12 protein-coding genes are annotated in these 14,969 nt (G+C 63.8%); all 12 read right to left on the bottom strand.

Annotation, left to right across the window (positions count from 1 at the left end; genetic code table 11):
• Positions 1-54 precede the first annotated feature (54 nt).
• Entirely contained in the window at positions 55-1,284 is a 1,230-nt protein-coding gene (ftsA, locus tag QYQ99_RS16005; RefSeq protein ID WP_003051293.1) for a cell division protein FtsA, read from the bottom strand.
• Positions 1,285-1,356: 72 nt separating this feature from the next.
• Positions 1,357-2,166 (bottom strand): cell division protein FtsQ/DivIB, encoded by an 810-nt coding sequence (locus tag QYQ99_RS16000; protein WP_302089079.1) that lies wholly within the window; start codon positions 2,164-2,166, stop codon positions 1,357-1,359.
• Complete coding sequence (locus QYQ99_RS15995; protein ID WP_053283330.1) at positions 2,163-3,134, bottom strand: D-alanine--D-alanine ligase; 972 nt, start codon at positions 3,132-3,134, stop codon at positions 2,163-2,165. Before QYQ99_RS15995 ends, QYQ99_RS16000 begins: the two co-directional genes overlap by 4 nt.
• Positions 3,131-4,564: a UDP-N-acetylmuramate--L-alanine ligase gene (gene murC / locus QYQ99_RS15990; RefSeq protein WP_003081129.1), complete on the bottom strand. Its 1,434-nt coding sequence runs from the start codon at positions 4,562-4,564 to the stop codon at positions 3,131-3,133. The genes QYQ99_RS15995 and murC overlap by 4 nt, the downstream gene beginning before the upstream one ends.
• Entirely contained in the window at positions 4,561-5,646 is a 1,086-nt protein-coding gene (murG, locus tag QYQ99_RS15985; protein ID WP_302089078.1) for an undecaprenyldiphospho-muramoylpentapeptide beta-N-acetylglucosaminyltransferase, read from the bottom strand. The genes murC and murG overlap by 4 nt, the downstream gene beginning before the upstream one ends.
• Positions 5,643-6,914 carry a putative lipid II flippase FtsW gene (gene ftsW, locus QYQ99_RS15980; RefSeq protein WP_302089077.1) on the bottom strand — a complete coding sequence of 424 codons (1,272 nt, stop codon included), beginning with the start codon at positions 6,912-6,914 and terminating at the stop codon, positions 5,643-5,645. Before ftsW ends, murG begins: the two co-directional genes overlap by 4 nt.
• On the bottom strand, positions 6,911-8,815 hold the full coding sequence (murD, locus tag QYQ99_RS15975) for a UDP-N-acetylmuramoyl-L-alanine--D-glutamate ligase (RefSeq protein ID WP_302089076.1): 1,905 nt from the start codon (positions 8,813-8,815) through the stop codon (positions 6,911-6,913). The genes ftsW and murD overlap by 4 nt, the downstream gene beginning before the upstream one ends.
• 5 nt (positions 8,816-8,820) lie before the next feature.
• Positions 8,821-9,999 (bottom strand): phospho-N-acetylmuramoyl-pentapeptide-transferase, encoded by a 1,179-nt coding sequence (gene mraY, locus QYQ99_RS15970; RefSeq protein ID WP_302089075.1) that lies wholly within the window; start codon positions 9,997-9,999, stop codon positions 8,821-8,823.
• Positions 9,990-11,417 (bottom strand): UDP-N-acetylmuramoyl-tripeptide--D-alanyl-D-alanine ligase, encoded by a 1,428-nt coding sequence (locus QYQ99_RS15965; RefSeq protein WP_302089074.1) that lies wholly within the window; start codon positions 11,415-11,417, stop codon positions 9,990-9,992. Before QYQ99_RS15965 ends, mraY begins: the two co-directional genes overlap by 10 nt.
• Entirely contained in the window at positions 11,414-12,919 is a 1,506-nt protein-coding gene (locus QYQ99_RS15960) for a UDP-N-acetylmuramoyl-L-alanyl-D-glutamate--2,6-diaminopimelate ligase (RefSeq protein ID WP_302089073.1), read from the bottom strand. Before QYQ99_RS15960 ends, QYQ99_RS15965 begins: the two co-directional genes overlap by 4 nt.
• The gene (locus QYQ99_RS15955; protein ID WP_302089072.1) at positions 12,916-14,664 is read right to left on the bottom strand and encodes a peptidoglycan D,D-transpeptidase FtsI family protein; all 1,749 of its coding nucleotides are present in this window, start codon (positions 14,662-14,664) and stop codon (positions 12,916-12,918) included. The genes QYQ99_RS15960 and QYQ99_RS15955 overlap by 4 nt, the downstream gene beginning before the upstream one ends.
• On the bottom strand, positions 14,661-14,942 hold the full coding sequence (gene ftsL / locus QYQ99_RS15950) for a cell division protein FtsL (protein WP_003081142.1): 282 nt from the start codon (positions 14,940-14,942) through the stop codon (positions 14,661-14,663). Before ftsL ends, QYQ99_RS15955 begins: the two co-directional genes overlap by 4 nt.
• Between the last annotated feature and the right edge of the window lie 27 nt (positions 14,943-14,969).

Here is a 14,969-nt window from a genome sequence, read left to right as displayed (position 1 = left end):
CGCGAAAAATCCATCTGTGGTGGTCCGGTGATGAACATGCGATAAGTGCTCATATCAGAAGTTCCCCACGATGAAGTCTTTGAACCGGCCAAAAGCGGTCTTCATGGAACCGCTCTTCTGGGCCACCTTGTAGCCACGCAAACGTGCCAGGCGTGCTTCATCGAGCAGGCCCATCACCGTGGCGGCACGGGGCTGGGCGACCATGTCGGCCAGCGCACCGGAATATTTGGGAAGCCCGCGACGCACGGGCTTGAGGAAGATGTCTTCGCCCAACTCGATCATCCCGGGCATGACGGCGCTGCCGCCCGTGAGCACGATGCCCGAGGACAGTACTTCTTCGTAGCCCGACTCGCGGATGACCTGCTGCACCAGCGAGAAGATCTCCTCCACACGGGGCTCGATCACGCCGGCCAGGGCCTGCTTGCTGATCATGCGCGGGCTGCGGTCACCCAGACCAGGCACTTCGACCTGGGCATCGGGGTCGGCCAGCAACTGCTTGGCGTAGCCGCTCTCGACCTTGATGTCCTCGGCATCCTTGGTGGGAGTGCGCAGGGCCATGGCGATGTCGCTGGTGATCAGGTCACCGGCAATCGGGATCACGGCCGTATGGCGAATCGCACCACCGGTGAAGATGGCCACATCGGTCGCACCCGCGCCGATATCCACCACGGCCACGCCCAGCTCGCGCTCGTCGTCGGTCAGCACGGCCTGGGCCGATGCCAGCGGGTTGAGCAGCAGCTGCTCGACTTCCAGGCCGCAGCGGCGCACGCATTTGATGATGTTCTCGGCCGCGCTCTGGGCGCCGGTCACGATATGGATCTTGGCTTCAAGACGAATACCACTCATGCCGATGGGCTCGCGCACCTCGTGGCCGTCGATGACGAACTCCTGCGCCTCGACCAGCAGCAGACGCTGGTCGGACGAGATATTGATGGCCTTGGCGGTTTCCATCACGCGGGCCATATCGGTGGACGAGACTTCCTTGTCCTTGATGGCCACCATGCCGCTGGAATTGAGGCCGCGGATATGACTGCCCGTAATGCCGGTGCACACTCGCTGAATCTTGCAATCCGCCATCAGCTCGGCCTCTTTGAGCGCCTGCTGGATGCTTTGCACGGTCGCATCGATGTTCACGACCACGCCGCGCTTCAAGCCATTGCTGGGGGCTACGCCCAGACCTGCCAGCTTGAGCTCGCCATTGGACATGACCTCGGCCACCACCGCCATGACCTTGGCCGTGCCGATATCCAGCCCAACAATCACATCCTTGTATTCTCTTGCCATATCAGCTTCCGCCCCCGGTAGGTTCTGTCTTGTCTTTGTGTGCGCCTTGCATGTCTGCTCCCCTGCTCCCGCTTATCGTCTGGCCCTGGCAGCAGTTGCCGGCGCGGAGGTTCCAGTGGTCACGCCCTTGAGTCGCAAGGCATAGCCGTCTTCGTAACGCAGGTCTGCAGACTCCAGTGCCGCAGCCGAGCGCTTGTATTGAGAGGTGACCTGAGGCAGCGTGCGTACAAAGCGCTGCACGCGCCGCAATATGTCTTCAGTCGTGCCGCCGCCCAGCTCCAGCAGCGCATCGTTGTCCAGCACCAGAGTCCAACTGCCACGCGCATCCAGAGTCAGGCTGTCCAGCGCCACATCAAGCGGCTTCAAGGCCGGCTCCAGCGCTCGATACATCTGCAGAACACGCGGGGCCGAGCCCTCGGGGCCTTGCAGACGCGGCAGACCTTCGCGGTCCAGTTCGCCCAGATTGGCTTCAAACACTTCGCCGGCCTTGTTGACCAGACCGGCACCGGTCTCAGCCCCCCAGAAGGCCTCGGCCACATGCTCCTTGAGCGCAACGCGCAAGCCGTTCGGATATTCGCGGCGCACCCGCGCCTCCTGCACCCAGGGCACTTGCTCGAATGCGTGCTGAGCCGCCTTCAGGTCCACCGTGAAGAAGTTGCCTTTGAGCACTGGCGCCACATTGGCACGCAGCGTCACAGCGTTGTTATGCACCAACTCGCCTTCCACCACGATACGGCCAATATTGAAGGCCGGAGTTCGCATCAACCACCAACCCACGGCCATCACGCACGCCGTCAAGCAACCCATGAACATCACCGTGGCAGTGATGTTCATGAGCTTGACGTCGAACGGGACGGCGGCTGTGGGCTGGTTGCGGTTCATGGCTGCTCCGCTTCTCCATCCAGCGTGCTCATGGCCAGAATGCCAAGGCACAGGTTTTCGTAGCTCACGCCGGAGGCGCGCGCAGCCATGGGGACGAGAGAATGCCCCGTCATGCCAGGAGAGGTGTTGATCTCCAGCAAGAAAGGCTTGCGGTCGCTGGCGCGAATCATGATGTCGGCACGCGCCCAGCCACGGCAGCCCAGGGTGCGGAAGGCTTTCTCCACAATGCGCTGGATCTCGGCTTCCTCGGCAGCCGGCAGGCCGCTAGGGCAGTGATACTGCGTGGTATCTGTGAAGTACTTGTTCTGGTAGTCGTAGTTGCCTTCAGGCGCAACGATTCGGATCACCGGCAGCGCAGCGGCCTTGGCTCCCGTGCCCAGCACGGGGCAGGTGGTCTCGTCACCGGCAATGAACTGCTCGCACAGCACTTCTGCGTCGTACTGGGCCGCCAGCTCGTAGGCCTTGGCGCATTCGTCGGCATTCATCACCTTGGTCAGGCCAATGCTGGAGCCGTCGCGTGCGGGCTTGACGATCATGGGAGCGCCCAGGGCCTGCAATGCATCACGGGTGGCTTCGGCCGAATCGACCATGCGCCAGTCCGGTGTGGGCAGGCCCTCAAAGCGCCAGATGCGCTTGGTCATGATCTTGTCCATGGCGATGCTGGAAGCCATCACGCCCGAACCCGTATAGGGGATGTCCAGCAACTCCAGCGCGCCCTGCACCGTGCCGTCCTCGCCGTAGCGGCCATGCAGCGCTATGAAGCAGCGGTCAAAGCCTTGTACCTTGAGCTGGTCCAGCCCCTGTTCGGCAGGGTCGAACTTGTGGGCGTCAACACCCTTGGACAGCAATGCGGCCAGCACGCCAGCGCCGGACATCAGAGAGACCTCGCGCTCGGACGAGCGCCCCCCCATGAGCACGGCGACCTTGCCCAGTGCCTTCACGTCGATATTTGTACCAAACATGCTCATTGCGCGCTCCCTGCGGGCGCAGCCAGCTCTTGTTTCTGAAGCATTTCAACCAATTTCCCAGGCACGGCGCCAATTGACCCGGCACCCATGCACAGCAATACATCGCCCGCTTGCGCATTGGCAGCGATGGCTGCCGGCATATCGGCAATGTTTTCCACAAATACAGGCTCGACCTTGCCGGCCACACGCAAGGCGCGAGCCAGGGATCGACCGTCGGCGGCCACGATGGGGGCCTCGCCTGCGGCATAGACCTCGGCCAGCAGTACCGAGTCGGCGCTGCCGATGACCTTCACAAAGTCCTCGAAACAGTCGCGCGTGCGGCTGTAGCGGTGTGGCTGGAAGGCCAGCACCAGGCGCTGCCCCGGAAAGGCACCGCGCGCCGCAGCCAGCGTGGCTGCCATTTCCACGGGGTGATGTCCGTAGTCGTCGATGACGGTGAAAGTGCCGCCATTGGCAGCCGGCAGCTCGCCATAGCGCTGGAAGCGCCGTCCTACACCCTTGAAGCCTTCCAATGCGCGCAGCAGCGCCTCGTCAGAAATCTCGAGTTCCATGGCCACCGCCACGGCAGACAGGGCGTTGAGCACGTTGTGCTCGCCGGGCAGGCTCAGCACGACTTCCAGATCGGGGTAGCTCTGGCCGTTCTGGCGGCGCACGGTAAAGCGCATGCGACCGGCTTCGGCACGCACGTTCACGGCGCGCACCTGGGCATCTTCGGCAAAGCCGTAGGTCGTGACCGGACGCGCCAGCTTGGGCAGGATCTCGCGCACGGCAGGGCTGTCGACGCAGAGAATGGCACGACCGTAAAACGGCATGCGATGCAGGAAGTCGACAAAGGCCTGCTTGAGACGGCCGAAGTCATGGCCGTAGGTTTCCATGTGATCGGCGTCGATATTGGTGACGACTGCCATCACAGGCAGCAGGTTCAGGAAGGAGGCATCGGACTCGTCAGCCTCGACCACGATGTAGTCGCCCTGACCCAGCTTGGCATTCGCGCCGGCGCTGTTGAGCTTGCCGCCGATCACGAAGGTGGGATCCAGACCGGCCTCGGCCAGCACACTGGTCACCAGGCTGGTGGTGGTGGTCTTGCCATGCGCGCCGGCAATGGCGATGCCCTGCTTGAAACGCATCAGCTCGGCCAGCATCAGTGCACGAGGAACCACAGGAATCTTTTTCTCGCGCGCAGCCAGGACCTCGGGGTTGTCGCCCTGCACAGCCGTGGATGTCACCACGGCATCGCTGCCAACAACGTTCTCGGCCGCGTGACCGACAAAGGTCTTGATGCCCAGGCCCGCCAGGCGGCGCAGCGTGGCGCTGTCAGCCAGGTCGGAGCCTGAAATGGCGTAACCCAGGTTATGCAGAACCTCTGCAATACCGCTCATGCCGGCGCCGCCAATACCGACAAAGTGAATGTGATGAATGGCGTGTTTCATGCTGCCAACTCCTCACAAGCGGCGACCACCTTCGCGGTGGCATCAGTCTTTTGCATTTTCTTCGCGAGTTCAGCGCGCTCCAACAGCGTCGCACGCTGCATATTTTGTAGCATTTCCGCCAACCCTTGGGCGCTCAAAGTACTTTGAGGCTGTAACCAGCCGCCACCGGCGTCCACCAGGAATCGGGCATTGCTGCTCTGGTGGTCGTCCACCGCCGCCGGGAAGGGCACATAGACCGCTGCCGCCCCAACGGCGGCAATCTCGGTCACGGTGCTGGCACCGGCACGGCAGACGATGAGGTCGGCATCGGCAAAGGCCTTGGCCGTGTCGTCGATGAAGGGGGTCAGCTCGGCCTGCACGCCAGCGGCCTGATAGTTGGCACGCAGCGCATCGATCTGGGCCGTGCCGCTTTGGTGCAGCACCAAGGGGCGCTGATCGACGGGTATCAGGGCCAGAGCCCTGGGCACGATCTCATTGAGCGCCCTGGCTCCCAGGCTACCGCCCACCACCAGCAGCCTGAGCGGGCCGCTGCGCCCGGCAAAGCGCTGGGCGGGCTCGGCCTGCTCCAGAAACGCCTGACGCAGCGGATTGCCCACCCATTCACCCTGGGAAAACACCTTGGGGAAAGCCGTGAACACGCGCTTGGCCACCTTGGCCACGACCTTGTTGGCCATGCCGGCCACGGAGTTCTGCTCGTGCAGCACCACGGGAACGCCCGAAGCCGCAGCCATCAGGCCACCTGGCACGGTGAGGTAACCGCCCAGGCCGATGACCACATCGGGCTGCACGCGCTTGATCACGGCACGCGCCTGCGAGAAGGCCTTCGCCAGCCTGAACGGCAGTTGCACCAGGGTCTTGAGCCCCTTGCCGCGCACGCCGCCAAACTCGATCAGCTCCAGTGCAAAGCCCTGGGGCGGCACGATGCGCGACTCCATGGAGCCGGGCGCGCCCAGCCAGTGCACATTCCAGCCGCGCGAGCGCAGCTCCTGTGCCACGGCCAGACCGGGGAAGATATGACCGCCGGTACCACCGGCCATGACCAGTGCCGTGCGTGGCTTGTTTGGCTTGATGAGACGGCTCATGCGTGGCCCCCCTTCATCAGCAGCTTGTTTTCGTAATCGACTCTGAGCACCACAGCTATCGCAATCAAATTCATCAAAATGGCCGAACCGCCAAAGCTCATTAACGGCAGAGTCAGGCCTTTGGTTGGCAAGGCGCCCAGATTCACACCCATGTTGATAAAGGCCTGGAAGCCCATCCAGATCGCCACGCCCTCGGCCACCAGTCCGGCAAAGACACGATCCAGCGCGATGGCCTGACGGCCGATCAGCATGATGCGGCGGGTCAACCAGAAGAAGACGGCAGCAATCAGCAGCAGGCCGACCAGACCAAATTCTTCGCCGATCACAGCCAGCAGAAAGTCGGTATGCGCCTCAGGCAGCCAGTGCAGCTTTTCCACGCTGCGGCCCAGACCCACGCCAAAGATCTCGCCCCGCCCGATGGCAATCAGCGCATGCGAGAGCTGGTAGCCCTTGCCCAGCGCATGCTTCTCATCCCAGGGATCGAGGTAGGCAAAAATACGTTCGCGGCGCCACTCCGAGGTGGCGATGATCATGCCGAAGGCCGCCACCACCAGCAGTGCGATGATGAAGAACATGCGCGCGTTCACGCCGCCCAGGAACAAAATGCCCATGGAGATCACGACGATCACCATGAAGGCCCCCATGTCGGGCTCGGCCAGCAGCAGCACGCCCACCACGACCACGGCCAGGCCCATGGGCAGCACGGCGCGGAAGAAGCGCTCCTTGACCTCCATCTTGCGCACCATGTAGTCGGCCGCGTAGATCAGGATGGAGAACTTGGCCAGCTCGGAAGGCTGGAAGTTCATGATGCCCAGCGACAGCCAGCGACGCGCGCCGTTGACCACCGTGCCCACATGCGGGATCAGCACCGCCATCAGCAACACGATGGAGATCAGAAACAGCTTGCGCGCCACCTTCTCCCAGACATTCATGGGCACCTGGAAGGCCAGCAGCGCGGCCACAAAGGCCATGCCTATCGACATGGTGTGGCGCAGCAAAAAGTGATAGGGCTCGATCTTGCCGAAGCGCGGGTTGTCGGGCATCGCAATCGATGCCGAATACACCATGACCAGACTCCAGGACAGCAAGGCGATGACGACCCAGATCAATGCCTGATCCAGCCCCAGCACGCTCGCCGGAGTACGGGTGGGACGGTCGTACAGCGGCCCGCCTACGCGCACAGGCAGCACATCGATGGGCCTTTCCTCTGCGCTGCGGAACCACGAGCGCATGCGGCCGGAGAGGCTGGTCAGGAAGGCGGCTGTCATGCGCCGTCCTCCAGTTGCTGGCCGGCGTCAAGCGCCAGCTCGCGCACCGCTTCCACAAACTGGTGGGCGCGGTCCGCATAGTCCTTGAACATGTCCATGCTCGCGCAAGCGGGCGAGAGCAGCACCGCATCATTGGCATGGGCCAGGCGCGCGGCCTGCTGCACGGCGTCCTGCATGGTGGCGGCATCGACCAGGCTCACGCCGGTGTCGCCCAGTGCCTCGCGGATCTGCGGCGCATCCTGGCCGATCAGCACGGCCGCGCGCGCATAACGCGAGACGGGTGCGGCCAGCGGCGTGAAGTCCTGGCCCTTGCCCAGTCCGCCCAGGATCACCACGATGCGGTGGTCCTGCCCCAGGCCCATGAGGGCGGCCACGGTGGCGCCCACATTCGTGCCCTTGCTGTCGTCAAAGTATTCGACATCGCCCACCCGGCCCACGGGCTGCACGCGGTGCGGCTCGCCCCGGTATTCGCGCAGGCCGTATAGAAGCGGTGCCAGCGTGCATCCCGCACCGGTCGCCAGCGCCAGGGCCGACAGCGCATTGATGGCGTTGTGGCGGCCGCGGATGCGCAGCGCATCGGCGGGCATCAGGCGCACGATGTGCAGATCGTCGACGTTCTTGCCCTTGCTGGTTTCGTCAGCCTCATGGGCGCGCACCAGCCAGGTCATGCCGTTGACCACCTCCAGACCAAAGTCTCCGGGGCGGCGCGGCATGTCACCGCCAAAGGTGACATGGGCCCGCTGGAAAGTCTTGCCACGCTTGCCGGGCACCGCCACGGGCGCGGGCAGCATGGCCATGACGACGGGGTCTTCGCGGTTGAGCACCATCAGAGCCTGCTCGCCAAAGACATGGGCCTTGGCATCGGCATAGGCCTGCATGCCGCCATGCCAGTCCAGATGGTCCTGGGTGATATTGAGCACCGTGGCTGCCGTGGGCTCGAAGCCGTGGCAGTCGTCGAGCTGAAAGCTGGACAGCTCCAGCACCCAGGCCTGGGGCAGGGTCTCGGCATCGATGCGCCCGGACAGGGTGTCGAGCAGCGTGGGACCGATATTGCCGGCCACGCCCACGCTCAGTCCGCCATGCTCCAGCAGCTGACCGGTCAGCGAGGTGACCGTGGTCTTGCCATTGGTGCCGGTGATGCCCAGCACCTTGGGCGCATAGCCATGGGCTTCGCGCAGGCCCTTGAGCGCAAAGGCAAACAGGTCCAGCTCGCCCCCCGTGGGCAGGCCGATGCTGCGCGCGGCATTGAAGACCGGTGCCACGCTGGCCGGGCTCAGGCCCGGCGAGCGATAGACAGAGCTCAGGCTCTGGCCGTCGACCAGAGCCGCCGTGAACTCGCCTGCGACAAAGCGCACGCCGGGCAGCTCGGTCTGCAGCGCGGACAGATAGGGAGGGGCTTCACGGGTGTCGGCCACCGTAACCTCGGCACCGGCACGCACGCACCAGCGGGCCATTGCAATGCCCGAGATGCCCAGACCCAGAATCAGCACACGCTGACCCTGCAGGTGCTGGGCCGCGCCTTGCGGCCAATGCACGGGGACAGGCGGCAGCTCCACCACCTCCTGCGGCTCGGCTTCGGGCTGCGACTCGACTTCGGTCACTTCGGCATCGGCCGCATCGGAGATGCTGGGGTCGGCAAAGATCTGTGCCACAAAGGCGGCTGCGTCCCTGGCCGCCGTCAAGGTGGAGATATCGGGCACCGGCTCGGCGTCCAACGCCTTGGCGATGATCACAGGTGCTACAAATTCAGTAGCCTCTTGCGCTTGCTCCTGAATAATTTCAGACATAATTCCATCTGAAATGCTTTGTGGATCAGCGGAAGGCGCTTGCATATGCATAGCACCCGATTCCGCATCCGGCTGCAGAACCTGATCGTCGAGCTTGAGATCTTCGTCTTGCATGGCGATTACCTCAGCTTCAGGGTGGACAGGCCCAGCAGGCACAGCAGCATGGTGATGATCCAGAAGCGGATCACGACCTGGGTCTCCTTCCAGCCGCTCTTCTCAAAGTGGTGGTGCAGCGGCGCCATCTTCAGCAGGCGGCGGCCCTCTCCATAGCGCTTCTTGGTGTACTTGAAGTAAGTCACCTGCAGCATCACCGAGATGGCTTCCGCCACAAAGATGCCGCCCATCACGGCCAGCACGATTTCCTGGCGCACGATCACGGCAATCGTGCCCAGAGCGGCGCCCAGCGCCAGCGCGCCCACATCGCCCATGAAGACCTGGGCGGGGTGCGCGTTGAACCAGAGAAAGGCCAGACCTGCGCCTGCCATGGCGCCGCAGAACACCATCAGCTCGCCCGTGCCGGGGATGCTGGGAAACAGCAGATAGCGCGCATAGGTGGCGTTGCCGGTCACATAGGCGAAGATGCCCAGCGCCGTGCCCACCATGATGACGGGCATGATGGCCAGGCCGTCGAGACCGTCGGTCAGGTTCACGGCATTGCTGGCACCCACGATGACCAGATAGGTCATGACGATGAAGCCCAGCACGCCCAGCGGGTAGCTGACTTCCTTGAAGAAGGGCACCATCAGGCCGGCCTTGGGCGGCAGATCCATGGAAAAGCCCGACTGCACCCAGGAGACGAACAGCCCGAAGACCTCGGCATTACTGTTCTCGGAGATGCAGAACACCAGATACAGGGCGGCCAGCAGACCGATGACGGACTGCCAGAAATACTTCTCGCCCGAGCGCATGCCCTCGGGGTCCTTGTTGACGACCTTGCGCCAGTCGTCCACCCAGCCAATCGCACCGAAGCCCAGCGTGACCAGCAGCACGATCCAGACAAAGCGGTTGGACAGGTCAAACCACAGCAAGGTGGACACGGCAATCGAGAACAGAATCAGCACCCCACCCATGGTCGGCGTGCCGCTCTTGACCAGATGGGTTTCCATGGCATAGCCACGCACGGGCTGGCCGATCTTGAGCGCGGTCAGCATGCGGATGGCCTTGGGGCCGATCCACAGACCGATCAGCAAGGCGGTGACGGCGGCCAGCACGGCGCGCAGCGTCAGGTACTGGAAGACGCGCAGGAAGCCGAACTCCGGCGAGATACCCTGCAGCCATTGAGCCAGCATCAGCAGCATGCGGCCTCCTCGCAGTTGCCCTGCTTCTTGTCTGCGCAGGCCTCAATGCTCTGCACCACTTGCTCCATCTTCATGAACCGCGAACCCTTGACCAAAACACTACCTACTTTGGGTAAAACTGCGCACACCGCCTGCTGAAGGGCGGCCATGCTATCAAAATACTGAGCACCACTGCCGAAGGCAGAGGCAGCAAACGCGCTCTGGTCACCCAGAGCAAAGAAATGGGCAATACCTGCCTGCTGTGCCAGCACGCCGGCCTCGGCATGGAACTGCGGGCCGTTATCGCCCACCTCCCCCATGTCGCCCAGCACCAGCAACTGCGGTGCGGGCAGCTCGGCCAGCACGGCAATGGCAGCAGCCACGGAATCGGGATTGGCGTTATAGGTGTCATCGACCACCGTCACGCCTTGACCCTTGATCTGCACGGCCAGCGCGCGCGAGCGGCCGGTCACGGGCTCGAAGCCGGACAGCCCCTTCGCAATGGCCGCCAGAGACACACCGGCGGCATGGGCACAGGCAGCCGAGGCCAGTGCGTTGCGCACATTGTGGCGGCCCGCAATATGCAGCTGCACGGCAGCCACGCCTTGCGGCGTGTTCAGTGCAAAGCTCCAGGCTCCATTGGCCCAGACCACATCGCCGGCAAAAACCTGGGCCCCATCAGCGGCCTCGCCAAACATCAGATTTGAGCGACCGGCGCTCAGCTCCGTCCACAGCGGCGTGTATTCATCTCCTGCGGGGAAGATGGCCACGCCGTCCTTGGGCAGAAAGTCCAGCACCGAGCCGTTTTCACGCGCCACGGCTTCCACCGTGCCCATGAACTCCTGGTGTTCGCGCTGGGCGTTGTTGACCAGCGCCACCGTGGGCTGGCCGATGGCGGCCAGCTCGGCAATCTCGCCGGGGTGGTTCATGCCCATCTCCAGCACCGCAATACGATGCGAGCCCGTCATGCGCAGCAGGTTCAGCGGCATGCCGATGGAGTTGTTGAAATTGCCGCGCGTGGCCAGTGCTGCCTCGCCCTGCCCGCCCACGTGCGCGCGCAGGATGGACGCAACCATCTGCGTGACCGTGGTCTTGCCATTGCTGCCGGTTACGGCAATCAAGGGCAGATCGAACTGCGCACGCCAGGCCCGCGCCAGCGCACCCAGCGCCAGCAGCGTATCCGGCACTTCGATGCCGGCCATGCCTGCCGCTTCCAGCCCGTGGCTGGCAATGGCCGCTACGGCACCGGCGGCCTGCGCCTGAGGCAGAAACTCATGGGCGTCAAAACGCTCGCCCTTCAGGGCCACGAACAAGTCCCCGTTCTGCAGCGTGCGCGTATCGGTGTGCACGCGTGCCAGCTCCAGCTGGCCGTTGCCGACCAGGCGGGCTTGGGGGATATGCGTCTGGATCAGCTCCAGCGCTTTTGCCAGGGTCATCATGACCGAATCTTTCCTTCGCGGGCTGCGAGCGCCTTGTGCGCCTCAGCCATGTCGGAGAACGGATGGCGCACGCCCTTCGTCTCCTGATAGTCCTCATGTCCCTTGCCGGCAATCAGCACCACGTCGCGCGCATCGGCACGGGCAATGGCTTGGGCAATGGCCGCCGCGCGGTCGGCCTGAACATGCAATGTCTCGCCCGCCTGCATGCCGGCCAGAATCTGGTCGATGATGCTTTCGGGCACCTCACTGCGCGGGTTGTCGCTGGTGACGAAAACGCCGTCGGCATTCGCCTGTGCGGCCTGTCCCATCAACGGGCGCTTGCTGTTGTCCCTGTCACCGCCGCAGCCAAACACGCACCACAGCTTGCCCTGGCGCTGGCGCGCTGCAGGCTGCAAGGCGCGCAGGGCTTTTTCCAGCGCATCGGGGGTATGGGCATAGTCCACGGCCACCAGAGGCAAGCCGGGCTTGACGATCTGCTGCATGCGACCGGGCACGGGCTCCAGATCGGCACAGGCCTGCACGGCCTGCTCCAGCGTCAGTCCCAGGCAGCGCAGCGTGGCCAGCACCCCCAGCAGATTGGAGACGTTGTACTGGCCGACCAGACGCGTGTTCATGCGCAGGCTGTGACCGGCTTCGAGCACGGTAAAGCTCAGGCCTTCGTCGCCCAGTCCGATGTCCTTGGCCTGCAGGCGCGCCGGTCCTTGAATGGAAACACTCCAGACATCCATCGCACGGCCCTGCAGCCTGGCCCAGAGCCTGGCGCCGTGTGCGTCATCGATATTGACCACAGCCGCCGGCAGGCCGGGCCAGTCGAACAACTGGGCCTTGGCCTGCCAGTAGGCATCCATGCTGCCGTGGTAGTCCAGATGGTCCTGCGTGAAATTGGTGAACAGGGCCACGCGAATCTTGCTGCCGTCCAGACGGTGCTCGACGATGCCGATGGACGAAGCCTCGATGGCGCAGGCCGCGAGGCCCTGGTCGGCGTAGCTGCGGAACACGCGCTGCAGCAGCACCGGGTCCGGGGTGGTCATGCCCGTCGACTCCAGCGCAGGCGGCACGCCCACGCCCAGGGTGCCCACCAGCGCACAGCCGGTGCGCGCGCTCAGCGTCACTTTAGAGAGCGCATGGGCCAGCCACCAGGCGGTGGTGGTCTTGCCGTTGGTGCCGGTCACGGCCAGCACGTCGAGCTCGCCACTGGGATGTGCAAACCATTGATCGGCAATCAGCCCCGTCGCGGCCTTCAGACCCTTGAGAGCAGCAATACGGCCGCCGCTCAGATCGAAGGCCTGCAGGCCTTCGGCCTCCACCAGCACGGCAGCGGCGCCCTGCTCCAGTGCCTTGCCCACATAGGCCCGGCCGTCAGTGGCAGCTCCGGGCCAGGCGACAAAGGCATCGCCTGCCTTGACCTTGCGACTATCGGTGTGCAGATCACCCTGCACGCGGCTGCGCAGCCAGGCAACGGCCTCGGCTGCATTGTTCAGGATTTGAATGGGGGTGCTCATAGCACAGGCTCCTCAGCGGGTGCAGCCACGATCTGAGGCTTGACTTCCTTGTCGGGCTGAACGCCCATGAAACGCAATGTCTGCTGGACCACGTCCGCAAACACCGGGCCGGCCACCGTGCCGCCGTAGTAGGAACCTGTCGTAGGCTCGTCCACCATCACGGCCACGATAATGCGCGGCTTGTCGATGGGAGCAATGCCCGTGAACCAGGCTCGGTACTTGCCCGCGGCATAGCTCTTGCCCACCTGCTTGCGGGCAGTGCCCGACTTGCCGCCAATGGTGTAGCCCTCGGCCTGGGCCTTCTGGCCGGTACCGCCCGGGCCGGCAGCAAGACGCAGCATGTGCAGCACCGCCTCGGCGTTTTCCTTGGAGATCACACGCACGCCCACGGGAGGCTCGCTTGTTTTCAGAATCGTCGAGGGAATGACGTTGCCGTCGTTGGAGAACACGGTGTAGGAACGTGCCATCTGGAACAGCGAGGCCGACAGGCCATAGCCATAGGACATGGTGGCCTGCTCGATAGGCTTCCAGGTCTTCCAGGCACGCAGACGACCCGAGACCGCACCCGGGAACTGGATCTGCGGCTTCTGGCCGAAGCCCAGCGCACTGAAGTACTCCCACATCTCTTGGGGCGACAGCCTTTGCGCCACCTTGGTCGCGCCCACGTTGCTGGACTTCTGGATCACGCCCTCCACCGTCAGCGCGCCGTAGTTGTGCGTGTCGGTGATGGTGGAGCCCGTCACCGTGTAGCGGCCGGGTGCGGTATCAATGATGGTGCTCGGCTTGACACGCTTGAGCTCCAGGGCGGCGGCCACCGTGATGGGCTTCATGGTCGAACCCGGCTCGAAGGTGTCGGTCAGCGCGCGATTGCGCAGCTGCTCGCCCGTCAGGTTCTTGCGGTGGCCGGGGTCATAGCTGGGATAGTTCGCCAGGGCCAGCAACTCGCCGGTGTGCGCATCCATGACCACCACGCTGCCTGCCTTGGCCTTGAAGGTCTCGACCTGCTGCTTGAGTTTCTGGTAGGCGTAGTACTGGACCTTGCTGTCAATGGACAGCTGAATGTCCTGACCGTCCTGAGGCGGCACTTCATCGCCCACGCCCTCCACCACGCGGCCCAGACGATCCTTGATCACACGGCGCGAGCCAGCCTTGCCGGCCAGTTCCTTGTCGAACGCCAACTCCATGCCTTCCTGACCATGGTCTTCCACATTGGTGAAACCCACGATGTGCGCCGCAGACTCCCCTTCGGGATACTGGCGCTTGTATTCCTTGCGGTTGTAGATGCCCTTGATGTTGAGCGCCACGATCTTCTGGCCCACATCCCAGTCCAGCTGACGCTTGACCCAGACAAAGGTCTTGTCCTCGACATCCAGCTTCTCCATCAGGGAGCGCAGCGGCATGTCCATGAGGCGCGCCACCTCCTTGAGCTTTTGCTGGACTTCAGGATCCTTCAGATCCACGTCCTCGGGAATGGCCCAGATACTGGCCGCCGGCACGCTGGACGCAAGAATCAGTCCATTGCGATCCAGCAAACGGCCACGATTGGCCGGCAGCTCCAGGGTACGCGCAAAGCGCACCAGACCCTGGCGCTTGAAGAAGTCGTTGCCGAAGACCTGCACATAGGCTGCACGCGCGCCCAGGCCCACAAAGCCCAGGGCCAGCGCAGCCACGATGAACTTGCTGCGCCACAGCGGTGTTTTCGAAGCCAGCAAAGGGCTGGTGGTATAGAGCACACTGCGTGTCATTGCGCAGTTCCTGCAGCCGTTTCATGCACGTACTGCGTAATCGCCTGAGAAGCCTGCTTCATCTGCAGCTTTTCTCGCGCCACTGTCTCGATGCGCTGAGGCGTGGCCTGGGCGCGTTTTTCCACCTGCAGGCGCAGCTGATCCGTCGCCAGCCGACGCGCCTCTGCCTCGGCGCGGTCCAGCTCGGTGAACAGGCGGCGCGACTCATACTGGGTATGCACCAGAAAAATGGCGCTGGTCATGACCGCCAGCAACAGCAGCAGGTTTATGCGCAGCATGGCAGCCCTCCCGCAACCATGCTCGGA

Source organism: Comamonas testosteroni (assembly GCF_030505195.1).
GTDB classification, from domain to species: domain Bacteria; phylum Pseudomonadota; class Gammaproteobacteria; order Burkholderiales; family Burkholderiaceae_C; genus Comamonas; species Comamonas testosteroni_G.
Note: the sequence above shows the minus strand (reverse complement) of the source record. Positions and strands in the feature narration are given on the sequence as shown.